The following is a 24,759-nucleotide window of genomic DNA, read 5'->3' on the forward strand; positions in this document are numbered from 1 at the left end:
TCGGTTCGCCTCGCTCATGTTCGAAAACGTTTCCCTCTTCGGCCTCTTCATATCGGCGCTGCTTGCGGCAACGCCGATCCCCTTCCAGTCCGAGGTGGTCTTCGTCGCGCTCCAAACCGCGGGGCGCACGAATATCTGGGCGATGATCCTGATTGCGGCGATCGGGAACACGATCGGAGCGCTCATCACCTACGTGATGGGCTTCGGCGTCACCCACTGGAAGGACCGCAAATGGTTCCCCGCCACCGAGGCCCAGCTCGCGCGCGGGCATCGCTGGTTCGAACGTTGGGGGATCGGGCTGCTGCTGCTGAGCTGGGCGCCTGGAGGCGATCTGATCTGCCTCGTCGCGGGCGTTTTGCGCATGTCGCTATGGCTCTTCATCCCGCTCGTCTTCCTTGCAAAGGCGGGGCGCTATGCGGTTCTGGCCTGGCTGACGGCGCAGGCGCTGGGGATGATCGGCTGATCGCTCCCTTTACGAGCAAGCGCCAGAGCTTTACCTGTGAGACCGAAACGAAGGAGAGCGCGATGAAACCGTCCCTGACCCTCTATCTCGCCGCCCCGCGCGGGTTCTGCGCCGGAGTCGACCGCGCGATCAAGATCGTCGAGATGGCGCTCGAGAAATGGGGCGCGCCTGTCTATGTGCGCCACGAGATCGTGCACAACAAATATGTCGTCGACAGCCTGCGCGACAAAGGTGCGGTCTTCGTCGAGGAGCTCGACGAATGCCCCGACGACCGCCCGGTGATCTTCTCGGCACATGGCGTGCCGAAATCGGTTCCCGCCGAGGCCGCGCGACGCGAGATGATCTATGTCGATGCGACCTGCCCGCTGGTGAGCAAGGTTCACAAGGAGGCCGAGCGCCATTCCGAGAACGGGCTCCAGATGGTGATGATCGGCCATGCCGGCCACCCGGAGGTTCTCGGGACGATGGGTCAGCTCCCCGAGGGCGAGGTTCTGCTGGTCGAGACGGTCGAGGATGTCGCGACGATCACGCCGCGCGACCCCGAACAGCTCGCTTTCATCACCCAGACGACGCTCTCGGTCGATGACACGGCGGCGATCGTGGCGGCTCTGCAAGCGCGCTTCCCGAAGATCGTCGGCCCCGCGAAGGAAGATATCTGCTATGCGACCACGAACCGTCAGGCGGCGGTGAAGGCGATGGCGCATGAGATCGACGCGCTTCTCGTGATCGGGGCGCCGAATTCGTCGAATTCGCGCCGTCTGGTCGAGGTGGGACGCGCCGCAGGATGCCGCTATGCCCAGCTCGTGCAGCGCGCCGCCGATATCGACTGGCGGGCACTCGAAGGCGCGCGTTCGGTCGGCGTGACGGCCGGGGCCTCCGCGCCCGAGGTGCTGATCGACGAAGTGATCGACGCCTTCCGCCAGCGCTATGACCTGACCGTGGACCAGATCGAGACCGCCCGCGAGGATATCGAATTCAAGGTGCCGCGCGTGCTGCGGGAGGCCTCGTGATGCGCGGCGTGGGGCCGAAGATACCGGGACTGGCGCTGCTTCTCGGGCTGGCCGGTCTGATCCCGTTTGTCTGGGGTGTGCTGGTCGTGCAGACCGGAGCGATGATGCTGCCCGGCATGGCCGATCCGCGCGTCGCTGTGCTGGCCTATGCGCTGATGATCTTCTGCTTCATGGCGGGCTGCCTCTGGGGCTTTGCGGCGAAGGGTGAGTGGACGCCGGGCTACGCGATCTCGATCGCGCCGGTGCTCTATTTCATCCTCTTCGCGGGCTTCGGCATGCCGATCAATTTCGTGTTGCTGATCGGGTTCGTTCTCCTGTTGCCGCTCGATTGGGTTTTCGCGAGCCGTGGTCTCGCCCCCGGCTGGTGGATGAAGCTGCGCCTCGTCTTGACGGCAGTCGTCGTCGCCTGTCTGATCGCGATTGTGCGCACCGGCAGCTGAGCGGAGATCCCTTTGATGAAACTCTATTCGATGCCCTCCTCGGGCAACAGCTACAAGGTGCGCCTGCTGCTCTCGCTTCTGGGGCAGAGTGCCGAGCTGATCGACGTGGAATATGACAGCACGGCATTGAACGAGGCCCACACCTCGGGTGCGCTGCCCTTTGGCAAGGCGCCGGTTCTCCTGCTCGATGATGGCCGCGCCCTGCCCGAGAGCAACGCGATCCTCAACTGGCTGGGTGAGGGCACGCGCTTCATTCCCGAAGATGCGTTTGAGAAGGCCCAGATGCTGAGCTGGATGTTCTGGGAGCAGAACCAGCACGAGGGCGTCATTGCCGTGCGCGCAGCGATCCTGACCTACGCCCACCGCACCGCCGAGCGCACGCCCGAACGTCTCGAAGCGCTCCTGACCCGCGGCAACGCCTTGTTGCAGGTGATGGAAGATCGCTTGTCGCGCGCAGACTGGCTTGTGGGCGATGCGGTTAGCCTCGCCGATATCTGCCTTTATGCCTACACCCATACTGCCGAGACCCGCGGCGGCTATGACCTCGCCGCTTTCCCGGCGCTGCGGGGCTGGCTCGACCGGATCGCCGCACAGAGCGGATATGTGGGGTTGGATGGCTGATCTCTACGCATGGACCGACGGCGCGTGCAGCGGCAACCCCGGCCCCGGCGGCTGGGGCGTCTTGATGCGCGCGATGGAGGGAGACACGATCGTCAAGGAACGCGAGCTCAAGGGCGGCGAGGCCGAAACCACGAATAACCGGATGGAGCTTCTGGCCGCGATCAACGCGCTCGAGGCGCTGACCCGCGGCACCGCGATCACCATCACCACCGATTCCGCCTATGTGAAGAACGGCGTGACCGGCTGGATCCACGGCTGGAAGCGCAACGGCTGGAAGACCTCGAACAAGAAGCCGGTGAAGAATGTCGATCTCTGGCAGCGGCTTGATGAGGCGCAGCGCCGCCACAAGGTCACCTGGGAATGGATCAAGGGCCATGCCGGCCATCCCGAGAACGAGCGCGCCGACGAACTGGCCCGCGCCGGGATGGAGCCCTTCAAACCGGCCAAGGCAAAATGACCGCCCTGCCCGACTGGATGGCGCAGGTGCCGCTCGGGGCGGCTCTTGATTACGCGGCGGTCGTCGTCTTCGCGCTGACGGGGGCGCTGGTGGCGTCGCGCCAGCAACTCGACCTCGTGGGGTTCATCTTCATCGCCGCGCTGACCGCCGTTGGCGGGGGCACGCTGCGCGACCTTCTGATCGGGCGCGACACGGTCTTCTGGGTGGGCAATCCGACCTATGTGCTGATCGCCGCCAGCGCGGCGGTGGTGGTGTTCTTCACCGCCCATCTCCTCGAAAGCCGCTACAGGGCGCTTTTGTGGCTCGATGCCTGGGCGCTCGCGGTGGCTGTTCCGGCCGGTGTCGCGGTGACGATGCGACTGGATCATGGGCCGGTGATCGTGCTGATCATGGGCGTCGTCACCGGCACTTTCGGCGGGCTGATGCGCGACGTGGTGTGCAACGAGGTGCCGCTCGTGCTGAAACAGGGTGAGCTTTATCTCACCTGCGCCTTCGCGGGCGCTGCGAGCGCACTCATCGCCAATGCCGCGGGGCTCGACCGTCTCACCGCGCTCCTGATCTGCGGCGCGGTCACCTTCATCCTGCGCGCGGGCTCGCTGCGTTTCGGATGGAAACTGCCGGTCTACAAGGCGCGCCCGCCGCGGCAGTATTAACCGAAGAGACTTAGCAGCACCGGAGCGAGGAAGGCGGTGAGCACCGCGTTCAGCCCCATCCCGATCGAGGCGAAGGCCCCGGCGGTCTCATGCACTTGAAACGCGCGCGCCGTACCGATCCCGTGCGCAGCCACCCCCACGGCGAAGCCCCGCGCGCGCCAGTCGCGAAAACCCAACACATTGAGCATCGGCGTTACCGTGATCGCCCCGATCATCCCCGTCAGGATCACCAGCGCCGCCGTCAGCGAGGGCTCGCCGCCCAAGGATTGCGAGATCCCGATCGCCACCGGCGCGGTCACCGATTTCGGCGCGAGCGAGGCAAGCAGCTCCGGCCCCGCCCCCATCGCCTTCGCGATCGCAAGAACCGAGACGATTGCCGTCGCGGACCCAGCGAGCAGCCCCGCAAGGATCGGCAACAGTGCCTTGCGGACCTTGGGCAGGTTCGCCTGCAACGGGACGGCAAGGCACACCGTCGCGGGGCCGAGCATGAAATGGACGAATTGCGCCCCGTCGAAATAGCGCTGATAGGGCGTGCCCGTCATCAGCAGCACGCCTCCCAACAGCACCACCGCCACCATCACCGGATTGGCAAAAGGGCTGCGCCCGCTCAGTTTGAACAGCGTGTCTCCGATCCAGTAGGCGATCAGCGTCGCCCAGAGCCAAAGGAGCGGCCCCGAGGCCAGATAGGACCAGAGCTTGAACGGATCAGTCATCGCTCGCGCTCCCCGTCAGTTTTGCGACCGCTGCGAAGACCGCCGCGCCGACCACGATCGCCAGCATCGTTGACCCGATCAGCGCCACCGCCAGCCCGAGACCATGTTCACGCAGCGCATCGAGATGCGCGACGACACCCACGCCCGCTGGCACGAAGAGAAGGGACAGATGCTGGAGGATGAACAGTGCGACCGGCCGGATCACCTCCCGGATCTTCTCCGAGACGCTCATCAGGACGAGCAGGAAGATCATTCCCAGCACCGGGCCGGGCAAGGGCAGCATCAACGCGCGCGAGAGGATCTCTCCGCTAAGCTGGCAGGCAAGGATCAGGGACAGGGCTGGGATCATCGGAAAACCTCCTCGGGTCAGCTCCGATGCTAAGCGACCGCGCGCAAAAGAAAAGGGCGGAGCGGGTATACCCCCGCGCCGCCCCGGATGCTTCATGTGGCTCGCCCTTACTCGGCGGGAACCGGGGTCGCTTCGGCCTTGCCGAAATGACGGCGGTTGAGATGCAGCACCAGCCAGATCGCCAGAGCCTGCGCCGCGAGGGCCACCAGCGTCACGATCCAGTAAGCGATCGAGAACTTCGTCAGAAGCCCCGACTGCACCAGCCCCGCGTTGATCCAGAACTGGGTCATCACGCCGAAGGCCACCGCCGGACAGACCAGCGCATAGGCGCCGACCGAGTTCTCCGCGCCGAACAGGAAGCGCTTGGCGTAACCCACCCGGCGCAACATCTCGATCCCGAACAGTGCGAAGAGGATCTGCACCGAATAGGTCTTGGTCAGGAACATCAGCACCTGCGCCGCCGTGCCGTGATCCTCGAAATTCACATGCAGCCCGTGATTGACCCGCATCCCGAGGATACCGAGCACCGTCAGGATCGGGATCACGATGAGGATCGTGGGAACCGCTTCGACCGCGGTCCCGTGGCTCAACATCGAGTGGATGCCCAGCACCAGCGCCACGACCCCAACGATCAGCGCCGCCATCATGAAGAAGGTCGCAAGCATGATCCCGATGCCCGAGGTAAGCGCGACATTCGACAGCGCACCAGGGGCGGCAAGCCCCACGCCGACCATCGACAGCGCGAAGGCCGGCATCATCTGTGCAAAGGACCCGTTCGCGGTCCAGTCGAAATTGCCGTCGGTCTTGACGCGTCCAAGGAACTGGCCGAGCTGAACCAGCGCGAGCGCACCGGTCGCTGTGAAGGCGGCAATCGCGATCGGGAAGAGATATTCGACGACCGTCCACAGGCCCGGCACGAAGACCATGCCAAGGATGAAGCCCACATTGATCGTCATCGCGATCGTCAAAGGCATCGCCAAGAGCTGCGTCTCGGCATTGGAGGCGCGCAGCTGCGCATAACTGTCAGTCTTCTTGAAAGCCGAGAGCTGGCGCAGGTTCCAGATCAGCAGACGGATGTTGAGATATGCGAAGAAGATGATCCCCGCCATCGCCACGAAGATCATCCCTTTGGTCAGCATCGAGCCGGTCGACAGCGCCCTGGCGATGTCTTCGAAGACCGGGACGCTCTGGCCGGGATGCGGGATCCAGAAATAGAGCCAGAGGAAGAAGGTGACAGCCGTCCCGCCCGCTCCGAGCGAGGCGAGGAAATAAAGCGGCGAATAACGGTCCGCCGGGCGCGCGAAAGTGGTCATGGCAGGACTCCGGTTGCGGTGTGAGCTTAAAAAATTCGACGTGTTGAATATGGTGGTAACGCCTCCGTGAGGTTTCCATGCGTCAGGCAGTCGCGGCTCTCTCGCAGGCCGAATATCGCCTCGCTTGCCCGCCGCGCGCCCGGCTCCATCATCGGCCCGGATGGTAAAATTGCGCGAGAAAGCGCCAATATCTTGTGGATAACCAACCCGAGAACGCCAGATACAGGGCGTTTTCATTGACTCGCCGCGCGCCCCTGCCGACACTTTCCAGAACCGCACCCAGATTCGGAAAGGCAGTGCATTGCGCTTCACCCGGCTTCGTCTCAACGGCTTCAAGAGCTTCGTGGACCCCACGGATCTCGTGATCCATGACGGCCTGACCGGGGTCGTGGGGCCCAATGGCTGCGGCAAGTCGAACCTGCTCGAGGCATTGCGCTGGGTGATGGGTGAAAACCGCCCCTCGGCGATGCGCGGTGGCGGAATGGAAGACGTGATCTTCGCGGGCGCCTCGTCGCGTGGGGCGCGCAACTTCGCGGAAGTCTCGCTCCAGATCGACAATACCGAACGTCTGGCGCCCTCGGGGTTCAACGACAGCGACGGGCTGGAGATCGTGCGCCGGATCACCCGCGATGCCGGCTCGGCCTACAAGGTGAACTCGAAGGACGTGCGCGCCCGCGACGTGCAGATGCTGTTCGCCGATGCCTCGACCGGCGCGCATTCGCCCGCGCTCGTGCGGCAAGGCCAGATCTCGGAACTGATCAATGCCAAGCCGAAGAACCGCCGCCGCATTCTGGAAGAGGCGGCGGGGATCTCGGGTCTTTATCAGCGCCGCCACGAGGCCGAACTGAAACTCAACGGGGCCGAGCAGAACCTGACCCGCGTCGACGACGTGATCGAACAGCTCGCCGCGCAGCTTGCGACGCTCGCACGGCAGGCCCGGCAGGCGGCGCGCTATCGCTCCATCGGCGAGGAACTTCGCCGCGCCGAAGGGATGCTGCTTTACCGCCGCTGGCGCGAGGCCGACATCGCGCGGGCCACCGCCGAAGATGGCCACCGCGAGAAGATCACCGCCGCATCGCAGGCCGAACGTACTGCGCGCGAAGCCGCGAAGACCCGTCAGGGAAAGGAAGATGCGCTCCCGCCGCTGCGCGAGGAAGAGGCCATCGCGGGGGCGATCCTGCAACGTCTGACCGTGCAGCGCGATGCGCTCTCGGATCAGGAAGATCAGGCGCTCGCCCGGATCGAGACACTCAAGGCCCGGATCGAACAGCTCATCCGCGACATGGAACGCGAGGCGGGGCTGAACCGCGACGCCGGAGAGACGATCGCGCGGCTCGAATGGGAGCAGGGCCAGATCGCCAAGGCCTCCGAAGGCCATGCCGACAAGCTCGACGCGGCCGCCGATGCCGCCCATGAGGCCGCGCAGATCCTGCAGGAACGCGAGGCGCAGCTCTCGGAGCTGACCGAGGATGTCGCCCGTCTCGCAGCCCGCCACCAATCGGCGCAGCGCCTCGTCACAGACAGCCGCGCCACCGCCGAGAAATCCGAAGCTGCCGCCGAACAGGCGAAAGCCGCCGCCGAAGCCGCTGCCGCCGCGCTGTCGAAGGCCGCCGAGGATTACGAGATCGCCGAGGCCCAGCAGGGCGAGGCGCAGGACGCCGCCGAGGCCGCCGAAGAGGCGCTTGCCGCCGCCGACGAGGCCCGTTCTGAGGCTCAGTCGCGCGAAAGCGCCGCGCGCGCGGCCCGATCGGAAGCCGAAGGCGAAGCCGGGGCCCTGCGCGCCGAGGTCACCGCCCTCGCCCGCCTCGTCGAGCGTGAGGCGGCGAGCGGCACCCAGCTTCTTGATCGCGTGCGCGTCGACAAGGGCTACGAGGCGGCATTGGGTGCGGCGCTCGCCGATGACCTGCGCGCCCCCGAGGTCGATGACGACGCTCCGACCGGCTGGCAGACCCTGCCCGATTACCCCGCGCCCCAACCCCTGCCGGTCGGCGTCGAACCGCTCTCGGCTCATGTCGACGTGCCCGGCGTGCTGTCCCGGCGGATCTCGCAGATCGGGCTCGTGGCCGATTACGACGAGGGCGCGCGCCTTCAGGAACAGCTGGCCCCCGGTCAACGGCTCGTTTCACCCGAGGGTGATCTGTGGCGCTGGGATGGCTATCGCGCGGGCGCCGAGGATGCGCCCACCGCCGCCGCGCTGCGCCTGCAACAGCTCAACCGGCTGGTCGAGCTCAAGCGCGATCTGGAAGAGGCCGCGGCGCGGGCAGACGGAGCGAAGGACGCCCATGAAGCCCTGACCGCACAGCTGGCCGAAGCCACCCGCGCCGATGCCGCCGCCCGCGAGGCGCGCCGCGAAGCCGACCGACGTCTGGCCGAGGCGGGCCGAGCGCTCAGCCGCGCCGAGGCCGATCGTTCGATTGCCAGCTCCAAGCTCGAAAGCGCCAAGCTCGCCGTCGCGCGCCATGAGGAGGAGGCAAGCTCTGCCCGGATGGCGCTGCGCGAGGCGACCAATGCCCAGGACTCGCTGCCTGATCTCGACGCCGCGCGCGGCGAGGTCGAGGCGGTGAAGATGACCGTGGAGGCCGCGCGGGTGACGATGCTCACCAAGCGCTCCGTGCATGACGAGATCCGCCGCGAGGGCGAGGCACGCCTGAAGCGCCGGCAGGAGATCACCAAGGAAATTTCGGGCTGGCGGCATCGTCTCGAGACCGCCGAGAAACGCTCGGCCGAGCTCGCGACCCGCAAGACCGAAACCGAGGAGGAGCTGAAAGAGGCTTCCGCCGCGCCGGAAGAACTGGCCGCCAAGCGCGCCGAGCTGTCCGAGGCGATCTCGGATGCGGAGGCACGCAAGGCCGAGGCGTCCGACAAGCTCTCGAGCGCCGAAAGCGCGCTGCGCGAGGCGCAGATCGCCGAGCGCGAGGCCGAGCGTCTGGCAGGCGAGGCCCGCGAGGCTCGCGCCCGCGCCGAGGCTCGCGTCGATGCCGCGCGCGAAACCGTCGCCTATGCCGCCGAACGTATCGCGGACGAGACCGAGAAGACGCCACAGGAGCTTCTCGACAGCCTCGACGCCGATCCCGAGAAAATGCCCGACGCCGAGACGCTGGATGCGGATGTGAACCGGCTCAAGCGCCAGCGCGAAAGCCTTGGTGCGGTGAACCTGCGCGCCGAGGAAGACGCGCGCGAGGTGCAGGAAGAGCATGACGCGCTGGTCAAGGAGAAGTCCGATCTCGAGGAGGCGATCCGCAAGCTGCGCGCCGGGATCTCGGGCCTCAACCGCGAAGGGCGCGAGCGACTGCTGACCGCCTTCGAGCAAGTGAACGAGAACTTCCGCACGCTGTTCACGCACCTCTTCGGGGGTGGCTCGGCCAATCTGCAACTGGTCGAGAGCGACGACCCGCTGGAAGCGGGCCTCGAGATCATGTGCCAGCCGCCGGGCAAAAAGCTTTCGACGCTCTCGCTGCTCTCGGGCGGCGAGCAGACCCTGACCGCGATGGCGCTGATCTTCGCGGTGTTCCTCGCCAACCCGGCGCCGATCTGCGTGCTCGACGAGGTCGACGCGCCGCTCGACGATGCGAACGTGACGCGCTTCTGCGACCTGCTCGACGAGATGACGCGCCGCACCGATACGCGCTTTCTGATCATCACCCACCACGCGGTGACGATGGCGCGGATGGACCGGCTGTTTGGCGTCACCATGCAGGAACAGGGCGTGAGCCAGCTCGTCTCGGTCGATCTGAAGAAGGCCGAAGCGCTGGTCGCCTGACGCCCGTCGCGGGGCCGCCAGGTCAGAGCGCCTTTTCCATGTCCCGGTGCGGGATGCCCGCGTCGTCATAGGCCTCGCCATTAGCGGCAAAGCCGAGTTTTTCGTAAAACGGGATCGCGTAGACCTGCGCCGAGAGATAGGCGCGGGTGCAGCCCAGTTCCTTGAAGCGTGCGCAGGCATCATTCACCAGCGCCGCGCCGAGGCCGGTTCCGCGCGCGGATTTCACCACGCAGATACGGCCGATCTTGCCGGTCTCGCCCTTGCGGATCAGCCGCGCGGTGCCGAGCGGGGTGTCACCCTCGCGCGCGAGCAGATGGATCGCCTCGTCATCGAGATCGTCCCACTCCTCGGGCTCGGGAATACCCTGCTCCTCGATGAAGACCTCGCGGCGCAGCGCGTGGCATTGGGTGTAATCCTCGACCGCCTCGATCCTGATCATGCGAAATAGTCTCGCAAAATGCGGGCATAGATGCGTTTGAGGGTTTCGATCTGATCGACGGGCACGCGCTCGTCCACCTGATGCATGGTCGCGCCGACGAGGCCGAATTCCACCACCGGGCAATGATCCTTCACGAAGCGCGCATCCGAGGTGCCACCCGAGGTAGACAGCTCCGGCGCGCGGCCGGTTTCCGCCTCGACCGAGCGCGCGACGAGATCGACGAAGGGGCCGGGCGGGGTGACGAAGCTCTCGCCCGAGATATCGGGGTTGAGCGCGAAGGTGACGCCGGTCTCCATCGTCACCGCGAGCGCCAGCGCCTCGGCCCAGGCGATCAGGCTCTCGCCGCTATGGGCATCGTTGAAGCGGATATTGACCGTAGCGCGCGCCTTGGCCGGGATCACGTTATTGGCCGGGTTGCCGCAATCGATCGTGGTGATCTGCAGGGTGGAGGGCTGGAAATGCTCGGTCCCCTGATCGAGCGGCTCGGCGGTCATCCGGCCCAGCAGATCCACCAGCGCATGAAGCGGGTTCTTCGCGCGATGCGGATAGGCGGCATGGCCCTGCACGCCCTCGGCTTCGATATAGAAGGTCATCGATCCGCGCCGCCCGATCTTCATCATCTCGCCCATTTCGTTCGGGCAGGTGGGCTCGCCCACCAGACAGACCGACATCGCCTCGCCCTCGGCCTGCATCCAGTCGAGAAGGGCCCGCGTGCCGTCGCGGCCCGGGCCTTCCTCATCGCCGGTGATAGTCAGGATCACCGCGCCCTCGGGCGGGGTCTGCGTCACGAAATCCACCGCTGCCGCCGCGAAAGCCGCAACGCCCGTCTTCATGTCGGTGGCGCCCCGCCCCCACATCACACCATCGACGATCTCGGCGCCGAAGGGATCATGCGTCCAGGCGGCCGCATCGCCCACCGGCACGACATCGGTATGACCGTTGAACCCGAAGCTCTTCGCCGCCCCCTTCTCGCCCCAGCGTGCGAACAGGTTCGGCGTGCCATTGCGATCGACGCGGGTGCAGGCGAACCCGGCCTTCGAGAGCAGGGTTTCCAGCAGAACCAGCGCGCCGCCCTCTTCGGGGGTCACGGAGGGGCAGCGGATCAGCTCGGCGCTCAGGGCTACGGGATCGGTGGTCATGGGCTCTCCTTGTCTGAGCCACAGGCTTAGAGCGCGCGGGCGCGCGGAGCAATGGCTGTTGCGTCCTCGCTACTGGCGCCCGGCCCGCGCTCGGCTGCGGCGAAGAGGGCTTCGCAAAAGCCGGCGGTCATGTCATAAAACAACACAATGATAAGCCCATGGCAGGGCAGACGAGCAGGGCAAAGCCCGACACCAGAGACGACGACCCGCGCTGTTGCGCGGCGCGCCTTCACACGCTCGCCCTCTGACCACAACCGGGCCGGAGACAGGCAATGGCACGACAGGTAGCCCTCTCCACGCATGGGGAGGATCACGCATGAGACCGCAAGGCGGCTGGATCGCCGCCCATATCGCGCATCGCGGCGCACATCGTTTCGACGATCATCGTCTGCCCGAGCTGGTCGCGCAGGGCACCCTGATGCTCGAATTCACGCTGATGCGCGGCGAAGAGGCGCCGCTGCCGCTGATCCATCTCAACCATTGTGGCGACTGGCAGGATTTCCTGTCGCTCCAGCTCGATGCCGAGGGCCGCATCGTCATGGCTCAGCGTCGCGGCGATGCGGTGCATGCGGTCTCGCTCGATGCGACGCAGGAACGGCTCGCGGGCGGGCGGATGCGGCTGAGCTGGCGCTGGGACGGTCCGGGCCGCGAGAGCCTGCTGACGCTTGAGGCGCTCGATCTGGGGACGATCCGCCAGCAAGCCGGCCTTGCACCGCTGCCGCTCACGCGCGCCGAGATCGTGGCGCTCGTTCAAGGATCTGGCCCTGCAACGCTCGGGCCGCGCGTGGACTGGCTCGCGATTGGCGATCATCTCCAGCCGGTGGGCCCTGCCGCCTGTTTCGCCCCCGCCACGCCAATCGAGACGCCGGAGGGGCTGCGCCCTGCCGCCCATCTGCAAGCGGGAGATCTAGTGCTGACCGCCGATGCCGGCCCGCAGCCCGTGCTCTGGTCGGGCCGCCTCACCCTGCCCGCGCTCGGGCATCTGCGCCCGGTGAAACTCTGCGCACCGGTGTTCTCGAAGACCCGCGACCTCTGGGTGATGCCGCAACATCGCGTGGTGCTCGAAGGTCCGGCGGTCGATTTCCTCTTCGGTCTCGACGAGGTGCTGATCGCCGCCGGGGATCTGGTCGACGGCTGCGCGGCGCTGCAACCCGATCGTCCCGGCCTGTTGAGCTGGCACGGGATCTTGCTCGAGGGCCATCACCTGTTGATCGCCGATGGCTGCAAGATCGAAAGCCTGCATCTGGGCCGCCTCGCCCGCCAGCCGCTTCTGGCTGCAACGACCGCGCTTGCGCCGCTTGCAAAGGAAGGGTGGCTGCCGCTGCATCGCAAGCCAGTGCGCAAGATCGTCCATGGCTATGAGGCGAAGACGCTCGCCTCGGCGCGGCGACAGGGGCTTCGGCCCTTCGTGGCCTAACCCATCAACGCGCGTCGCAGAAGGTTCGCCCCGGCCAGTCCCAGAAGGATCAAGGTCCAGCGCCGGAAGCGCACCGGGTCGAGCCGGTCCTGGGCCTTGAAACCGAGCTTCATCCCGACAAGCGCGGGCAACACCATGAGCAGCGACAAGGGGATCGTCTGCGCGTTCAACACGCCCGAAACCAGATGCGAGCCGGTCAGGATGATCGCGCCCGTCAGGAATACCACGCCGAGGATCCGAACGGCCTCCTGTTTCGGCGCGTCGATCGAGATCAGATAGATGATCAGCGGCGGTCCCCAGATCCCGGAGATCCCGCCGTAGAGCCCGCCAATGATGCCCAGCAGCGTTTCGGTCACCGCGCGATGGCGGGTCGGCATGATGATCTGGCGCCCCGAGATCTGCCAGATCGCGAAAGCGAGGATGGGCCCGCCAAGAAGCGCATACATCAACGCTTGCGGGATCAGATCGACAAGCGCCGCGCTTACGGGGATGAAGATGACAATCATCGCGATGAACAGCCGGTAGCGGCTGACCGAACCCAGCGCGGCGCGCACGCCCTGCCGGAAAGCCTGCATCACGTTGGTCACCAGCGTTGGCAGGATCAAGAGTGCCAGCGCCTGATGCGGCGGCAGGAAGGAAGCAAAGCTCGACAGCATGATCATCGGCATCGCGAACCCCACCGCGCCCTTCACGAAACCCGCGAAAAGCGTGACGCCCAATGCGAGCGCGATCTGCCAAATTTCCAGTCCGAACATGCGCCCCTCTCCCCTGCATCGCTTTTATCGGGACGCGCAGGGCTCCGCATCCGGAATTTGCGGCCGACAAACGCGCAGATTTCAGGGTGTTGCGACATTTTAAGTCGCACAAATCATATACAGCGAATTTTTATTGCGCTGCGGATGCGAAATAACTAGACAGGCTGCAACCGCAGAATAAGGAGCCGACTCATGGCACATGATGGGGCCGACATGCCGACGACGATCATTCTGGACGACCTTCTCTCGCTGACCGAAGCGAGCCTTCCCGAGCTGGAAACGCTGGTCTCTGATGCAACCGCGAGCCTGCGCGCCGCGACCGAAAAGGACGGCCGCATCTCGGCCGCGCTTCTCGAAGAGAACCAGTACCGCGCTCACGGCCTTGCCTGGCTGACCACCTATCAGCAGTCTCTCAAGCAGCTGCGCGCCTGGGCCGGTCGTCTGGCCGAAGAAGGCAAACTGGGCGAAATGGAGAAACTGATCCTCCAGATCGGTTTCGGTGAATACCTCGCGCAGATCGCGGGCGGCATCCAGATGAACCAGGGCGAAATGGTGCGCCTTGCGGATATGGGCGTCAGCTGGAGCCCGTCGGACGCTGCGGCGACGTTGATCGCAGGCGGCAATTCGAACGCCGCGCGGATGCGCCTCGTGGAGCTGATCCGCGACGTTCAGGGCCGTTCGATCTTCGGGCAGTCGGGCCTCGACGAAGACCTCGAAATGATCCGCGAGCAGTTCTACCGCTATGCCGAAGACCGCGTGAAGCCGAACGCGCATGAATGGCACCTGAAGGACGAACTGATCCCGATGGAGATCATCGAGGAGCTCGCCGAACTCGGCGTCTTCGGCCTGACCATTCCGGAAGAATATGGCGGGCTCGGCCTGTCGAAAGCCTCGATGGTCGTCGTGACCGAGGAGCTGTCGCGCGGCTATATCGGCGTGGGTTCGCTTGGCACGCGCTCGGAAATCGCGGCAGAGCTGATCATCTGCGGCGGCACCGAGGAGCAGAAACAGAAATGGCTGCCGGGTCTGTCCTCGGGTGAAATCCTGTCCACCGCCGTCTTCACCGAACCGAATACCGGCTCGGACCTCGGCAGCCTGCGCACCCGCGCGGTCAAGGATGGGGACGACTGGCTGATCACCGGCAACAAGACCTGGATCACCCATGCGCAGCGCACCCATGTGATGACGCTGCTCGCGCGCACCGACCCGGCGACCGACAACTACAAGGGCCTGTCGATGTTCCTGGCCGAAAAGACGCCGGGCACCGATGACAACCCCTTCCCCACCGAGGGCATGACCGGCGGCGAGATCGAAGTGCTCGGCTATCGCGGCATGAAGGAATACGAACTCGGCTTCGACAACTTCCGCGTGAAGGGCAAGAACCTTCTGGGCGGCGAAGAGGGCAAGGGCTTCAAGCAGCTCATGGAGACGTTTGAATCCGCCCGCATCCAGACCGCCGCCCGCGCCGTAGGCGTCGCCCAATCGGCACTGGAAATCGGCATGCAATACGCGATCGACCGCAAGCAGTTCGGCAAATCGCTGATCGAATTCCCGCGTGTGGCCAGCAAGCTCGCGATGATGGCGGTCGAAACCATGATCGCGCGCCAGCTGACCTATTTCTCGGCCTGGGAAAAGGATCATGGCCATCGCTGCGATCTGGAAGCCGGCATGGCGAAGCTTCTGGGTGCCCGCGTGGCCTGGGCGGCGGCCGATAACGCGCTGCAGATCCATGGCGGCAACGGTTTCGCGCTGGAATACCAGATCAGCCGTATCCTGTGCGACGCGCGTATCCTCAACATTTTCGAGGGTGCTGCCGAGATTCAGGCGCAGGTGATTGCGCGGCGTCTGCTGGGGTGAGTGCCGTCTCGGAGATGCTCCAGTGGAGCCTCTCAGGCACGAACGCGCCGCGCATCGCGGCGCCGGGATACGCCGGACCGGGCTGGCCGCGACTCAGGCGAAAAACAGAACCTGTCGCCCCGCAGGCGGCAGGTTTTTCATTTCCAGAGGCACCGACATTCCCGGGGTGACTAACCCCGGGCCGCGCCCGACCTCCCCCCGGGAGGGCGCTTTTGCACTGTTGCAAATGGCTCGCATTCCGTCTCCTTGTTGACTTCCCGCTCAGCGCCCCCACCTGAACCAAAAGGCTCAGCCACAAGGGGAGGCGCATGGCCCGCACGATTCTCGTCACCGGCATCACCGGCTTCATCGCGAAACGCATCGCCTACGACCTGCTGGCGCGGGGCGAAACGGTGCGCGGCACCCTGCGCAAGGCCAGCCGGGGCGCCGAGGTGAACGCGGCGCTCGCCGAACTTGGCCCCGAGGCGCTCGACCGGATCAGCTTTGTCGAGGCCGACCTTTTGTCCGACGCGGGCTGGGCCGAGGCGATGGAGGGGATCGACGCTGTGATCCACACTGCGTCCCCTTTCCCGATCACCAAGATCAAGGATGAACGCACGATCATCGCCCCGGCAGTCGAGGGTACACGGCGTGTCCTCTCGGCGGCACAGGCGGCGGGCGTGACGCGCGTGGTGCTTACCTCCTCGATGGAAGCGGTGATGCACGGCGTTACCTCCGATCCGATGACCGAGACTGACTGGTCGAACCCGAAGGCGCCCACTTGCAGCGCCTATACCCGCTCGAAGATCTTCGCCGAGGAAGCCGCCTGGGAATTCATCGAGGACCATCACGAGATGGAGCTGACGGTGATCAACCCCGGCCTCGTCTGCGGCACGCCGATGGACCGCCACACCGGATCGTCGGTCGGGGTGATCGAGCGGATCATGGCCGGCAAGGATCCGGCTGTGCCCGAGTTCGAACTTCCGGTTGTCGATATCGCGGATGTCTCGGCCTGTCATGTGGCCGCGCTCGACACCCCCGCCAGCATCGGTCAGCGCTATATCTGCGCCGAGAGGTTCCTCTCTTTCCCCGAGATGGCGCGCGGATTGAAAGCCGAGTTTCCCGAGCGCCGGATCGCAACGCGACGCGCGCCGAACTGGCTGATCGGGGCGCTGGCCCTGTTCGATAGCCAGATCGCCCTGATCAAACCGATGCTCGGCAAGACGATGCGGCTCAGCCACGCGGCGGCAACGCGCGATCTGGGCGTGAACTTCGTGCCCGCTGAGGAGGCAATTCTGCGCACCGGGCGGTTCCTCGCCGCGAAATAGCCGTTGCGTAGGGAACGCAAGCGCGCCAAATCTGCCTGAAAAGGGAGATGCCGATGATCCGCGACGCCCGCCCCGAAGATGCCGAGGCCATCACCGAGATCTACAATGATGCGGTGCACAACACGACCGCGATCTGGAACGAGATCGAGGTCGATGCCGAGAACCGCCGCGCCTGGATCGCGGAGAGGCAGGGCGCGGGCTATCCGCTGCTGGTCTGGGACGAAGGCGGGCGCGCCGTGGGCTATGCGAGCTTCGGCCCCTTCCGCCCCCATGACGGCTATCGGCTGAGTGTCGAGCATTCCGTTTATGTGCACCGCGATCACCGCTCGGGCGGCAAGGGCGCGCAGATGATGGAGGCGCTGATCGAACGCGCCCGCGCGGACGGGTATCACGTCATGGTCGGCGCAATCGACGCTGCCAACGCCGTGTCGATCCGGCTGCATGAACGATTGGGCTTTGCCCATGTCGGACTGATGCCGCAGGTCGGCAAGAAGTTCGGGCGCTGGCTCGATCTGGCGCTGTTGACGCTGCTGCTGGATGATCGCGAAAGGCCATGAGCGCTTGGCAATGAGGGCCGCGCCCGAGCCTTGGGTGGGCGTTTTGATCCGCTGTGGTCTGCGGGTCATCTCAAAAGCCCGCATGTCGCTTGAACCCGCGAGCCATCGCCAATGCGCCCTCCCGGGGGGGAGGGGTTAGCCGGGATTGAGCGTCCTTCCAGTGGAAGGACGTCCCGGCGAACGCCTGAGCTTCGCGAAGGCCGGACGGGCGCGGCCCGGGGCTGGTCGCGCCCCGCGCCGAGCTCTATGACCTACCGCGCACTCCGCCCCAGCAAGTCCACGAAGCGCTGGCGCGCTTCCGGCAAGGGGCGGTCCCCCAGATCCGGCGCCATCCGCTCGCCAAGGAAAAACCCGGTCAACCGGAGCCCCTGCACGATCTCGGCCAGGCTCGCAGGCCCCTGCCCCAAAAGGCACAGCGGCAGCGGCAGAAGTTTCGGAGCCCATTCGCCTGCCCCCGCGCGGCTGACAGCACGACCCGAACGCGGGCTGACATAGGCCAGATCATCGCGCGAGCCGGTCACCGCGCAGGAGGACAGATCGAGCCCGTAGCCCATCTCCTCCAGCAGCCCCAATTCCCAGCGCAAATAGAGCGGCACCCAGTCACCGCCTTCGGCCATCGCATCGAACAACGCCTCGGACGCGGCGAATAGCGCGTCATGCGGCTCGCGCTCGGGCAGGGTGAAGCGCAACAGCGCCGTCGCCGCGTTCAGCCCCGCCAATGCCTGCCGGTCCGACAGGATCACGGCACGGCTTTGCAGCGGCTCGAGCGTAAAGCTGCCCAGATGATCTTCCAGTCGCGCCCGCCATGTCGCCATGACCCGGTTTCCCGGCTGCAACATCCCGGCCATCTTGCGCGAAGCCCCGCCCCGAACCACCCCCGCATGACGCCCATGCGCGGACGCGAACAGCTCGACGATCATCGAGCTTTCCCCATGCGGGCGCGCAGAGAGGATCGTGCCGTAGTCTTGCCAGTCCATGCGCGCGACTATCCGCGCCGTAACGTTGCGGCGCAAGCAGCTTCGTGAGTTGCGCGCGCGCCCCGCTCGGCTCTAGCGTCTCGCCATGACACGCGCATCCTATCTTCTAGCGGCCCTGATCGCCCTGATCGAGCTGACCGCTTTCGGGGCCAGCTTCGCCAATAACCTCACGGTGCATCCGAACGCGACGGTGCCGCTGGGCGTACTGTGGCTGATGTTTCGCTATTTCACGATCTGGACGAATACACTGGTAGGATTGGCTTTCGCCTGGATGGCGTGGAAGAAGCGCTACCTCTCGCGGCCCTTCCTTGCGGCGCTGGTGCTCTGGATCCTGATCGTGGGCGTGGTCTATCACCTGCTGCTGGCGGGCGATGCGCAGCTTTACGGTCTCGATTACCTGTCGAACCTGCTTTTTCACACGATCGCGCCGGTGCTGGTGCCGATCTGGTGGCTGGCGCTGGCCCCGAAAGGGTCGCTGAACTGGCCCCATGCCGCGCTCTGGCTGCTCTGGCCGCTTGCCTATCTGGTCTATGCGGTCATCCGGGGGCTCGAGACCGGCTCATACCCCTATTTCTTCCTCGACCTCGACAAGCTCGGCTGGGGCGGGTTGGCGCTCTGGTGCGTGAAGTTCCTCGTGGCCTTCTGGATCGGCGGGCTGCTGATCGTCGCGCTCGGGCGCGGGTTGAAGAGGCTCGGCCTCAGCCGCTGAGGCCCTCTTCGTCGAGAAGCGTACGGCCCTCGCGGCTTTCGATCTCAATCACCCAGAGATCGGGGTCGAAGCTGCGTTGCTTGCGGATGCTGGCGTCCACTTCGGCCTCGGTCCCGTCATGCAAGAGCATCCATGCACTTTTGCCTGTCATAAGGTCCGCGCGCCGCTCGTAGCTTTGCGCGGTCCCGTCGAGACGCGCGCATTTCACCATCACGGCGCCCGAGGACGCCTGACCATGCGCGGTGACATAGGCCGGGATATTGGCGAGTTCCAACCGCTTGAGATAGGCGCGGACCCAGAAATCCGTGGTCAGGCGCGCCTCGCTCATCACTTCGAGTCCTTGAAATCGAGCCCCATCTCGGAATAGCGCTCGGCCTCCTCCAGCCAGTTCGGACGCACCTTCACCTGCAGGAACAGGTGCACGGGGCGGTCGAGAAATTCGGTAAGCTCCTCGCGGGCAGCTTTCGAGATCGCCTTGATCGTCTCGCCGCCCTTGCCGAGGATGATCCCCTTGTGACCGTCGCGCGCGACATAGATAATCTGGTCGATCCGGGCCGAGCCGTCCTTGCGCTCTTCCCATTTCTCGGTCTCGACGGTGAGCTGATAGGGCAATTCCTCATGCAGGCGCAGCGTCAGCTTCTCGCGGGTGATCTCGGCGGCGATCATGCGCAGCGGCAGGTCGGCGATCTGGTCTTCCGGGTAGAGCCACGGCCCCTCGGGCATCTCCCCCGCGAGCCATTCCTTGAGGTCCTGCACGCCATAGCCGCGCTCGGCCGAAATCATGAAGGTCTTGGCGAAGTCGAACGCCTCGTTGAGCTTCGCGGTCAGGCCCAGAAGCTCCTCGGATTTCACCTTGTCGATCTTGTTGATCGCAAGCGCCACCGGCTGCGTGCCTTCACGCCCGCGCAGGGCTTCGAGAATGCTCTCCACTCCCGGCGTCAGCCCGCGATGCGCCTCGACCAGCAGCACGATCAGATCCGCATCGGCCGCCCCGCCCCAGGCGGCGTTGACCATCGCGCGGTCCAGACGGCGGCGCGGGCGGAAGATGCCGGGCGTGTCGACGAAGACGATCTGGCTTTGCCCTTCCATCGCGACACCGCGGATGCGCGCGCGGGTGGTCTGCACCTTATGGGTGACGATCGAGACCTTCGCGCCAACCATCGCGTTGAGCAGCGTGGATTTGCCCGCATTGGGCTCTCCGATCAGGGCGACGAAACCGGCGCGTGTGGTCATGGGCATTCCTTCTTGGCGATACGGGCGCGGGGGTAGCGTATTACGCCGCGTGATGCCAGTCATCATGTTGTTGCGGGTTGAGCGAGAAGGTCAGCGCCCGGGCCTTTGCTGGGCGCGACGTTCCGCTTGTGGTCATCGCTTAATCTCGGAATCCCGCGGGTCGCTTGAACCCGCGATATCATCGCCAACGCGCCCTCCCCCCCGGGGGCGGGCGTGGCCCGCGGCTGGTCGCCCCCGGGCCATGATCGGCCCTTCAGCCTTCGAGACGTTTCAACAGCGCCTTCGCGGCGGCCATCTCGCCCTGACGCTTCGAGCCGGCCTTGGCGGTCTCGCGCGCGCCATTCTCGAGCGTCACTTCGATGGTGAAATTCGGAGCGTGATCGGGACCGTCGCGATGGGTGATCTCGTAACGCGGTGGCGGCAAGCCGCGCGCCTGAGCCCATTCCTGAAGCGCGGTCTTGGGGTCGCGCGCATCTTCCTCGACGCTCTCCAGACGATCCTGCCAGAGCCGCAGCACCAGGTCGCGCGCCGCCTCGAACCCGGCATCGAGATAGACCGCGGCGATCACCGCCTCCATCGCATCCCCCAAAAGCGCCATCTTGCGCCGCCCGCCAGTCATCATCTCGGACCGGCCAAGCTTCAGCACCGCGCCGAGGTCGATCGCCCGGGCCATATCGGCACAGGCCTCCTTGCGCACCAGCGCATTGAAGCGCGGGGCGAGCTGGCCCTCGGAAGCGGACTTGTCGGCGAGAAACAGCGCCTCTGCCATCACCAGCCCGAGCACCCGGTCACCCAGAAACTCGAGCCGCTGGTTGTCGGGGCGGGTCGGAGTGGAGATCGAGCTATGCGTGAGCGCGCGCAAAAGCAGCTCGGGCCGTTTGAATGTATGCCCGAGACGCTCTTCGAAAGCCTTGATCTCCGCGCTCAGCTTCAATTGATCGCCTTGAAGAACCGGTCCGGACGCCAGGTCCAGAAGTAGAAGAGAGAACGCCCCGCCGAAGAGAACATGATCCGGTCCGCGCGGCCGATCAGGTTCTCGGCCGGGACAAATCCGAGCCCGCCCACCGATTGCGGGAAGCGGCTGTCCTCGGAATTGTCTCGGTTGTCGCCCATGAAGAAATACATCCCCTCCGGCACGGTATAGACCGGGGTGTTGTCCACCGGGCCATTCTCGTTGATCTGGAGGATGTCATGCGTCACGCCATTGGGAAGCGTTTCCTTGAAGCGCTTCTTGAGGCAGGTATCGCCCATGCCCACCGGCGCGTTCGTGCAGCGCGGCAGCAGCCCTTGCGGTCCCTGTCGCTCCATCACCTCCGCGAAATCGGTTTCCGGCTGCATGCCCACGGCCTTGCCGTTGATCTGCAGAACGCCGTCGATCATCTGGATCTGGTCGCCCGGCAGGCCGATCAGACGCTTGATGAAATCGACATTCTTGGTCGGATGACGGAACACCACCACGTCGCCGCGCTCGGGATCGCTGGCAAGGATGCGGCCCGAGATCGGGCAGGCCGAGAAGGGGCAGGAATATTTGGAATAGCCGTAGGCCATCTTGTTCACGAAGAGGAAATCGCCGATCAGCAGCGTGTCCTTCATCGACCCCGAAGGGATCCAGAAGGGCTGGAAGAACAGAGTGCGGAACACGCCCGCAATCACCAGAGCCCAGACGATCGTCTTGACCGTATCAAGGATACCGCCCTCGGAGTTCTTCTTCGCCATGTTGTTCTTACCCTGCCTCAAAAATCCCTGCCTGAATACGCGGCCTCACGCCCGAGTCAAGAAAGCTTGCGGGCCTCGATCACGACGAAGGCCTGCGCCCAAGGGTGGTCATCGGTCAGCGTGACATGGATGATCGCCTCGTAACCCTCTGGCGTCATTTCCTTTAAGCGATCCGCGGCCCAACCCGTGACATGCATCGCCGGCTGCCCGGTTGGCAGATTCGTGACCGCCATGTCGCGCCAGGAAATCCCCATCCTCAAGCCCGTCCCGAGCGCCTTCGAGCAGGCCTCTTTCGCCGCCCAGCGTTTCGCATAGGTTCCGGCCACATCCTTGCGCCGCTCCGCCTTGCGCTGTTCGGTCTCGGTGAAGACCCGGTTGCGGAAGCGATCCCCGAAGCGTTCGAGCGTGCGCTCGATCCGCTCGATATTCGCCAGATCCGTGCCGATGCCGAGGATCACGGCGCCAGCTCCGCCGAGATCGCCCCGCTCGCCTGATTGAGCGTGAAATGCAGGCGACGCGGCTTGGGATTGCCCGTCTCGTCCACCGCCTGAACCGGAAGGGCGAAACTCAACCCCGTCGCCGGGTCGTAGGCCGCCTCGAGCGCCTGGAAATCGACCGAGTAGAAGCCGAAGCCCCGCGCGGGTGAGATCATCCGGCATTGCCGCCCGCCCACCTCGTCGAAAGGGGAAGAAAGAAGCAGGATATGAAAGGCCGCCGCGCCGGGCTCGATCGTATCGAGCAGCGCCACGCGCACCGCGCCATTGGCAAAGGTCCGGCTGTTTTCCTCCCAGGGCTCGACGATGTTCTCCGCACTGGCGCGAAAATCGCACGGCGTGACCTCCTGGGCCGCGCTCGCAACTGGCCCCGATGCAAACCCCGTACAGATCGCGAATGTCAAAAGTCCGCGCATGGCCTCACCCCTTCTCGCGCTGACGCGCGAGGGCCTTGAATTGCGTGCGCGCTCCCAGACCAAAGAAGATCCGGGTCGTGACGAAGAGTACCAGCAGGATCACCGCCATCATCGCGGCGAAAATCGCCAACACGCCCGGGTCCATCATCCCGGCCACCTCGGATTGAAGATCGGGGAAGACCATGAGGAAGCCCGCCGTCAGGACCAGCGTCGCAACCACCAGAAGACCGAAGGCGACAAAGGTGAAGCGCCAGCTCTCGGATTTCTCCGGGACGCGTTCGAAGCGCTTGACGAAACTGATCCCCGAAAGATGGGCCGCGATCATCGCCGGGATGATCGAGACGGCCGAACTGCTTATGTCGAAGCCGGTCACGGCCTCGACCGCCATCAACACGAGTGGCAACCCGATGGTGAGAGCGATGAACCAGGCGAGATAGGTCAGGTAGATCGCGCGCATCCGATCACCCCCGCGCCGCATCCATTAGCTTGCGCATATGCTGGATCGCGGGGCCGAGGCCCACGAAAATCGCCTCGGCGATCAGGAAATGGCCGATATTCAGCTCGCGCACCTGTTTCATCGCGGCGATCGGCTCGACCGTCTCATAGGTCAGACCGTGGCCTGCATGGACCTCGAGCCCGAGACTGTCGGCATAGACAGCCCCGGCCTTGAGCGCTTCGAGCTCGGTATCCCGCGCATCGAATTTGCCTTCGTAATGCAGGTCGCAGTAATGGCCCGTATGCAGCTCCACCACCTGCGCGCCGATCTTGGCCGAGGCCTCGATCTGCGCCGGGTCGTGGCCGATGAACATCGACACGCGGATCCCGGCCTCGACCAGCGGACCCACGAAATCGGTCAGCCGCGAGACATCGCCCGCCACGTCCAGACCGCCCTCGGTCGTCACCTCCTGCCGCTTTTCGGGGACGATGCAGCAGGCATGGGGGATGTGACGCAGCGCGATTGCCTGCATCTCGGGGGTCGCCGCCATCTCGAAATTGAGCGGAACCTTGATCCCCGCCATCAGCGCCTCGATATCGGCGTCGCGGATATGGCGGCGATCTTCGCGCAGGTGTGCCGTGATCCCGTCTGCCCCCGCCTCTTCCGACAGCAGCGCCGCGCGCAGCGGATCGGGATAGGCAGAGCCGCGCGCATTCCGCACGGTCGCGACGTGATCGATATTCACACCAAGGCGCAAGGGTTTGGGCATCGTGGCCTCCGCATCGTTACGCGCCGGAGTATGCCCGCAGCCGTCAGCGGGGGAAAGGGTGCGATTGTATCGGTCTCAGAACGGCACGGGCGCGGTGAAGGTCATGTGCTGTCCGCCGTCCGGATGACGGAACCGCAGGGTCTCGGCATGGAGCATCAGGCGCGGATAGTCTTGCGCTGGCCCTTCGGCGTAAAGCGGATCGCCAAGGATCGGGTGGCCAAGCTCGGCCATATGCACGCGCAGTTGGTGGCTGCGCCCGGTGACCGGCATCAGCCGCACCCGTGTCGTGCCATCCTCAAGGCGCATCACCCGCCAGTCGGTCTGTGCGGGGCGGCCATTCTCGTGATCGACATGCTGGCGCGGACGGTTCGGCCAATCGACGCAGAGCGGCAGATCGACCCGGCCTTCCTTCTCGGCCAGCTCGCCCCAGAGACGCGCCTGATAGGCCTTCTTCGTCTGGCGCTTCTCGAATTGCAGCCCGAGATGGCGCTGCGCATGGGGGGTGAGCGCAAAGACCATCACCCCCGACGTATCGGTATCGAGCCGATGCACCAGCAGAACCTCGGGATAGATGCCCTTGAGGCGCGAGATCAGGCAATCGGCCTTGTCCGGCCCCTTGCCCGGAACGGACAGCAACCCGGCCTGCTTGTCGACCACGAGGATCTCGTGGTCGGCATGAAGGATGCGCGGAGCTTCCTGCGGCGGGTCATAGACATATTCCATGCGCGGGGGATGCACCGCCCCCGCGCGGCGGTCAAG

General features: G+C 65.4%; 28 protein-coding genes. 12 read left to right on the forward strand and 16 right to left on the reverse strand.

Going from position 1 to position 24,759, the window contains the following annotated elements; genetic code table 11:
* Nucleotides 1–16 precede the first annotated feature (16 nt).
* The 6 genes from BMI90_RS03675 to BMI90_RS03700 all read left to right on the forward strand — a co-directional run bounded on the left by BMI90_RS03675 (nucleotide 17) and on the right by BMI90_RS03700 (nucleotide 3,644).
* Nucleotides 17–463: a YqaA family protein gene (locus BMI90_RS03675; RefSeq protein WP_078527204.1), complete on the forward strand. Its 447-nt coding sequence runs from the start codon at nucleotides 17–19 to the stop codon at nucleotides 461–463.
* Between the two features lie 62 nt (nucleotides 464–525).
* On the forward strand, nucleotides 526–1,473 hold the full coding sequence (gene ispH, locus BMI90_RS03680) for a 4-hydroxy-3-methylbut-2-enyl diphosphate reductase (RefSeq protein ID WP_078526128.1): 948 nt from the start codon (nucleotides 526–528) through the stop codon (nucleotides 1,471–1,473).
* A complete protein-coding gene (locus BMI90_RS03685; protein WP_078526130.1) occupies nucleotides 1,473–1,913 on the forward strand; it encodes a DUF3429 domain-containing protein in 441 nt (146 codons plus the stop codon). The genes ispH and BMI90_RS03685 overlap by 1 nt, the downstream gene beginning before the upstream one ends.
* A gap of 15 nt (nucleotides 1,914–1,928) precedes the next feature.
* Nucleotides 1,929–2,534, forward strand: coding sequence for a glutathione S-transferase family protein (locus tag BMI90_RS03690; RefSeq protein WP_078526132.1), 606 nt, complete (start codon nucleotides 1,929–1,931; stop codon nucleotides 2,532–2,534).
* The gene (gene rnhA / locus BMI90_RS03695) at nucleotides 2,527–2,991 is read left to right on the forward strand and encodes a ribonuclease HI (RefSeq protein ID WP_078527206.1); all 465 of its coding nucleotides are present in this window, start codon (nucleotides 2,527–2,529) and stop codon (nucleotides 2,989–2,991) included. The genes BMI90_RS03690 and rnhA overlap by 8 nt, the downstream gene beginning before the upstream one ends.
* Nucleotides 2,988–3,644: a trimeric intracellular cation channel family protein gene (locus BMI90_RS03700; RefSeq protein WP_246831481.1), complete on the forward strand. Its 657-nt coding sequence runs from the start codon at nucleotides 2,988–2,990 to the stop codon at nucleotides 3,642–3,644. The genes rnhA and BMI90_RS03700 overlap by 4 nt, the downstream gene beginning before the upstream one ends.
* Here BMI90_RS03700 and BMI90_RS03705 read toward each other — a convergent pair.
* The 3 genes from BMI90_RS03705 to BMI90_RS03715 form a co-directional block, all read right to left on the reverse strand.
* On the reverse strand, nucleotides 3,641–4,357 hold the full coding sequence (locus BMI90_RS03705) for an LrgB family protein (RefSeq protein ID WP_078526134.1): 717 nt from the start codon (nucleotides 4,355–4,357) through the stop codon (nucleotides 3,641–3,643). The two genes, BMI90_RS03700 and BMI90_RS03705, sit on opposite strands and share 4 nt — an antisense overlap.
* Nucleotides 4,350–4,706, reverse strand: a complete 357-nt coding sequence (locus BMI90_RS03710; RefSeq protein WP_078526136.1) for a CidA/LrgA family protein — start codon at nucleotides 4,704–4,706, stop codon at nucleotides 4,350–4,352. The genes BMI90_RS03705 and BMI90_RS03710 overlap by 8 nt, the downstream gene beginning before the upstream one ends.
* A 107-nt stretch (nucleotides 4,707–4,813) precedes the next feature.
* Nucleotides 4,814–6,019, reverse strand: a complete 1,206-nt coding sequence (locus tag BMI90_RS03715; RefSeq protein WP_078526138.1) for a hypothetical protein — start codon at nucleotides 6,017–6,019, stop codon at nucleotides 4,814–4,816.
* A gap of 301 nt (nucleotides 6,020–6,320) precedes the next feature.
* Here BMI90_RS03715 and smc point away from each other — a divergent pair, with 301 nt between their 5' ends.
* On the forward strand, nucleotides 6,321–9,779 hold the full coding sequence (smc, locus tag BMI90_RS03720) for a chromosome segregation protein SMC (RefSeq protein ID WP_078526141.1): 3,459 nt from the start codon (nucleotides 6,321–6,323) through the stop codon (nucleotides 9,777–9,779).
* A 22-nt stretch (nucleotides 9,780–9,801) separates the two neighbouring features.
* On the opposite strand, the gene BMI90_RS03725 is transcribed toward smc, so the two are convergent.
* Nucleotides 9,802–10,218, reverse strand: coding sequence for a GNAT family N-acetyltransferase (locus BMI90_RS03725; protein ID WP_146671204.1), 417 nt, complete (start codon nucleotides 10,216–10,218; stop codon nucleotides 9,802–9,804).
* On the reverse strand, nucleotides 10,215–11,357 hold the full coding sequence (gene dapE, locus BMI90_RS03730) for a succinyl-diaminopimelate desuccinylase (RefSeq protein WP_078526143.1): 1,143 nt from the start codon (nucleotides 11,355–11,357) through the stop codon (nucleotides 10,215–10,217). The genes BMI90_RS03725 and dapE overlap by 4 nt, the downstream gene beginning before the upstream one ends.
* A 316-nt stretch (nucleotides 11,358–11,673) precedes the next feature.
* Here dapE and BMI90_RS03735 point away from each other — a divergent pair, with 316 nt between their 5' ends.
* Nucleotides 11,674–12,774: a Hint domain-containing protein gene (locus tag BMI90_RS03735; RefSeq protein WP_078526145.1), complete on the forward strand. Its 1,101-nt coding sequence runs from the start codon at nucleotides 11,674–11,676 to the stop codon at nucleotides 12,772–12,774.
* On the opposite strand, the gene BMI90_RS03740 is transcribed toward BMI90_RS03735, so the two are convergent.
* Nucleotides 12,771–13,529 (reverse strand): sulfite exporter TauE/SafE family protein, encoded by a 759-nt coding sequence (locus tag BMI90_RS03740; protein ID WP_078526147.1) that lies wholly within the window; start codon nucleotides 13,527–13,529, stop codon nucleotides 12,771–12,773. The genes BMI90_RS03735 and BMI90_RS03740 overlap by 4 nt on opposite strands.
* 192 nt (nucleotides 13,530–13,721) lie before the next feature.
* On the opposite strand from BMI90_RS03740, the gene BMI90_RS03745 reads away from it, so the two are divergent.
* The 3 genes from BMI90_RS03745 to BMI90_RS03755 all read left to right on the forward strand — a co-directional run bounded on the left by BMI90_RS03745 (nucleotide 13,722) and on the right by BMI90_RS03755 (nucleotide 17,250).
* On the forward strand, nucleotides 13,722–15,386 hold the full coding sequence (locus BMI90_RS03745) for an acyl-CoA dehydrogenase family protein (RefSeq protein WP_078526149.1): 1,665 nt from the start codon (nucleotides 13,722–13,724) through the stop codon (nucleotides 15,384–15,386).
* A gap of 308 nt (nucleotides 15,387–15,694) precedes the next feature.
* Nucleotides 15,695–16,693 (forward strand): NAD-dependent epimerase/dehydratase family protein, encoded by a 999-nt coding sequence (locus BMI90_RS03750; RefSeq protein ID WP_078526151.1) that lies wholly within the window; start codon nucleotides 15,695–15,697, stop codon nucleotides 16,691–16,693.
* Between the two features lie 53 nt (nucleotides 16,694–16,746).
* A complete protein-coding gene (locus BMI90_RS03755; RefSeq protein ID WP_078526153.1) occupies nucleotides 16,747–17,250 on the forward strand; it encodes a GNAT family N-acetyltransferase in 504 nt (167 codons plus the stop codon).
* Nucleotides 17,251–17,501: 251 nt separating this feature from the next.
* Here the strand turns inward: BMI90_RS03755 and recO are convergent, their stop codons facing one another.
* Nucleotides 17,502–18,227 carry a DNA repair protein RecO gene (recO, locus tag BMI90_RS03760; protein WP_078526155.1) on the reverse strand — a complete coding sequence of 242 codons (726 nt, stop codon included), beginning with the start codon at nucleotides 18,225–18,227 and terminating at the stop codon, nucleotides 17,502–17,504.
* 85 nt (nucleotides 18,228–18,312) lie between these two features.
* On the opposite strand from recO, the gene BMI90_RS03765 reads away from it, so the two are divergent.
* The gene (locus BMI90_RS03765; protein WP_078526157.1) at nucleotides 18,313–18,936 is read left to right on the forward strand and encodes a Pr6Pr family membrane protein; all 624 of its coding nucleotides are present in this window, start codon (nucleotides 18,313–18,315) and stop codon (nucleotides 18,934–18,936) included.
* Here the strand turns inward: BMI90_RS03765 and BMI90_RS03770 are convergent.
* The 9 genes from BMI90_RS03770 to BMI90_RS03810 form a co-directional block, all read right to left on the reverse strand.
* Complete coding sequence (locus BMI90_RS03770; protein ID WP_078526159.1) at nucleotides 18,926–19,264, reverse strand: DUF1491 family protein; 339 nt, start codon at nucleotides 19,262–19,264, stop codon at nucleotides 18,926–18,928. The genes BMI90_RS03765 and BMI90_RS03770 overlap by 11 nt on opposite strands.
* The gene (era, locus tag BMI90_RS03775) at nucleotides 19,264–20,169 is read right to left on the reverse strand and encodes a GTPase Era (RefSeq protein ID WP_078526161.1); all 906 of its coding nucleotides are present in this window, start codon (nucleotides 20,167–20,169) and stop codon (nucleotides 19,264–19,266) included. The genes BMI90_RS03770 and era overlap by 1 nt, the downstream gene beginning before the upstream one ends.
* 253 nt (nucleotides 20,170–20,422) lie before the next feature.
* On the reverse strand, nucleotides 20,423–21,103 hold the full coding sequence (rnc, locus tag BMI90_RS03780; RefSeq protein ID WP_078526163.1) for a ribonuclease III: 681 nt from the start codon (nucleotides 21,101–21,103) through the stop codon (nucleotides 20,423–20,425).
* Entirely contained in the window at nucleotides 21,100–21,885 is a 786-nt protein-coding gene (gene lepB / locus BMI90_RS03785) for a signal peptidase I (protein WP_038075136.1), read from the reverse strand. Before lepB ends, rnc begins: the two co-directional genes overlap by 4 nt.
* 56 nt (nucleotides 21,886–21,941) lie before the next feature.
* Nucleotides 21,942–22,343, reverse strand: a complete 402-nt coding sequence (acpS, locus tag BMI90_RS03790) for a holo-ACP synthase (RefSeq protein ID WP_038075140.1) — start codon at nucleotides 22,341–22,343, stop codon at nucleotides 21,942–21,944.
* Nucleotides 22,340–22,795, reverse strand: coding sequence for a hypothetical protein (locus BMI90_RS03795; RefSeq protein WP_078526165.1), 456 nt, complete (start codon nucleotides 22,793–22,795; stop codon nucleotides 22,340–22,342). The genes acpS and BMI90_RS03795 overlap by 4 nt, the downstream gene beginning before the upstream one ends.
* A gap of 4 nt (nucleotides 22,796–22,799) precedes the next feature.
* A complete protein-coding gene (locus tag BMI90_RS03800) occupies nucleotides 22,800–23,252 on the reverse strand; it encodes an ABZJ_00895 family protein (RefSeq protein WP_146642583.1) in 453 nt (150 codons plus the stop codon).
* Between the two features lie 4 nt (nucleotides 23,253–23,256).
* Nucleotides 23,257–24,000 carry a pyridoxine 5'-phosphate synthase gene (locus BMI90_RS03805; protein WP_078526169.1) on the reverse strand — a complete coding sequence of 248 codons (744 nt, stop codon included), beginning with the start codon at nucleotides 23,998–24,000 and terminating at the stop codon, nucleotides 23,257–23,259.
* 75 nt (nucleotides 24,001–24,075) lie between these two features.
* Nucleotides 24,076–24,723, reverse strand: coding sequence for a pseudouridine synthase (locus tag BMI90_RS03810; RefSeq protein WP_078526171.1), 648 nt, complete (start codon nucleotides 24,721–24,723; stop codon nucleotides 24,076–24,078).
* Nucleotides 24,724–24,759: the final 36 nt, after the last annotated feature.

Origin of the sequence: Thioclava sp. L04-15 (assembly GCF_002020275.1) — a bacterium.
Taxonomy (GTDB): Bacteria; Pseudomonadota; Alphaproteobacteria; order Rhodobacterales; family Rhodobacteraceae; genus Thioclava; species Thioclava marina.

Excerpts from the sequence above, each read along its gene's own strand:
- BMI90_RS03675 (WP_078527204.1), top strand. The coding sequence starts at position 17 with ATGTTCGAAAACGTTTCCCTCTTCGGCCTCTTCATATCGGCGCTGCTT.
- ispH (WP_078526128.1), top strand. The coding sequence starts at position 526 with ATGAAACCGTCCCTGACCCTCTATCTCGCCGCCCCGCGCGGGTTCTGC.
- BMI90_RS03685 (WP_078526130.1), top strand. The coding sequence starts at position 1,473 with ATGCGCGGCGTGGGGCCGAAGATACCGGGACTGGCGCTGCTTCTCGGG.
- BMI90_RS03690 (WP_078526132.1), top strand. The coding sequence starts at position 1,929 with ATGAAACTCTATTCGATGCCCTCCTCGGGCAACAGCTACAAGGTGCGC.
- rnhA (WP_078527206.1), top strand. The coding sequence starts at position 2,527 with ATGGCTGATCTCTACGCATGGACCGACGGCGCGTGCAGCGGCAACCCC.
- BMI90_RS03700 (WP_246831481.1), top strand. The coding sequence starts at position 2,988 with ATGACCGCCCTGCCCGACTGGATGGCGCAGGTGCCGCTCGGGGCGGCT.
- BMI90_RS03705 (WP_078526134.1), bottom strand. The coding sequence starts at position 4,357 with ATGACTGATCCGTTCAAGCTCTGGTCCTATCTGGCCTCGGGGCCGCTC.
- BMI90_RS03710 (WP_078526136.1), bottom strand. The coding sequence starts at position 4,706 with ATGATCCCAGCCCTGTCCCTGATCCTTGCCTGCCAGCTTAGCGGAGAG.
- BMI90_RS03715 (WP_078526138.1), bottom strand. The coding sequence starts at position 6,019 with ATGACCACTTTCGCGCGCCCGGCGGACCGTTATTCGCCGCTTTATTTC.
- BMI90_RS03725 (WP_146671204.1), bottom strand. The coding sequence starts at position 10,218 with ATGATCAGGATCGAGGCGGTCGAGGATTACACCCAATGCCACGCGCTG.
- dapE (WP_078526143.1), bottom strand. The coding sequence starts at position 11,357 with ATGACCACCGATCCCGTAGCCCTGAGCGCCGAGCTGATCCGCTGCCCC.
- BMI90_RS03735 (WP_078526145.1), top strand. The coding sequence starts at position 11,674 with ATGAGACCGCAAGGCGGCTGGATCGCCGCCCATATCGCGCATCGCGGC.
- BMI90_RS03740 (WP_078526147.1), bottom strand. The coding sequence starts at position 13,529 with ATGTTCGGACTGGAAATTTGGCAGATCGCGCTCGCATTGGGCGTCACG.
- BMI90_RS03745 (WP_078526149.1), top strand. The coding sequence starts at position 13,722 with ATGGCACATGATGGGGCCGACATGCCGACGACGATCATTCTGGACGAC.
- BMI90_RS03750 (WP_078526151.1), top strand. The coding sequence starts at position 15,695 with ATGGCCCGCACGATTCTCGTCACCGGCATCACCGGCTTCATCGCGAAA.
- BMI90_RS03755 (WP_078526153.1), top strand. The coding sequence starts at position 16,747 with ATGATCCGCGACGCCCGCCCCGAAGATGCCGAGGCCATCACCGAGATC.
- recO (WP_078526155.1), bottom strand. The coding sequence starts at position 18,227 with ATGGACTGGCAAGACTACGGCACGATCCTCTCTGCGCGCCCGCATGGG.
- BMI90_RS03765 (WP_078526157.1), top strand. The coding sequence starts at position 18,313 with ATGACACGCGCATCCTATCTTCTAGCGGCCCTGATCGCCCTGATCGAG.
- BMI90_RS03770 (WP_078526159.1), bottom strand. The coding sequence starts at position 19,264 with ATGAGCGAGGCGCGCCTGACCACGGATTTCTGGGTCCGCGCCTATCTC.
- era (WP_078526161.1), bottom strand. The coding sequence starts at position 20,169 with ATGACCACACGCGCCGGTTTCGTCGCCCTGATCGGAGAGCCCAATGCG.
- lepB (WP_038075136.1), bottom strand. The coding sequence starts at position 21,885 with ATGGCGAAGAAGAACTCCGAGGGCGGTATCCTTGATACGGTCAAGACG.
- BMI90_RS03795 (WP_078526165.1), bottom strand. The coding sequence starts at position 22,795 with ATGCGCGGACTTTTGACATTCGCGATCTGTACGGGGTTTGCATCGGGG.
- BMI90_RS03800 (WP_146642583.1), bottom strand. The coding sequence starts at position 23,252 with ATGCGCGCGATCTACCTGACCTATCTCGCCTGGTTCATCGCTCTCACC.
- BMI90_RS03805 (WP_078526169.1), bottom strand. The coding sequence starts at position 24,000 with ATGCCCAAACCCTTGCGCCTTGGTGTGAATATCGATCACGTCGCGACC.
- BMI90_RS03810 (WP_078526171.1), bottom strand. The coding sequence starts at position 24,723 with ATGGAATATGTCTATGACCCGCCGCAGGAAGCTCCGCGCATCCTTCAT.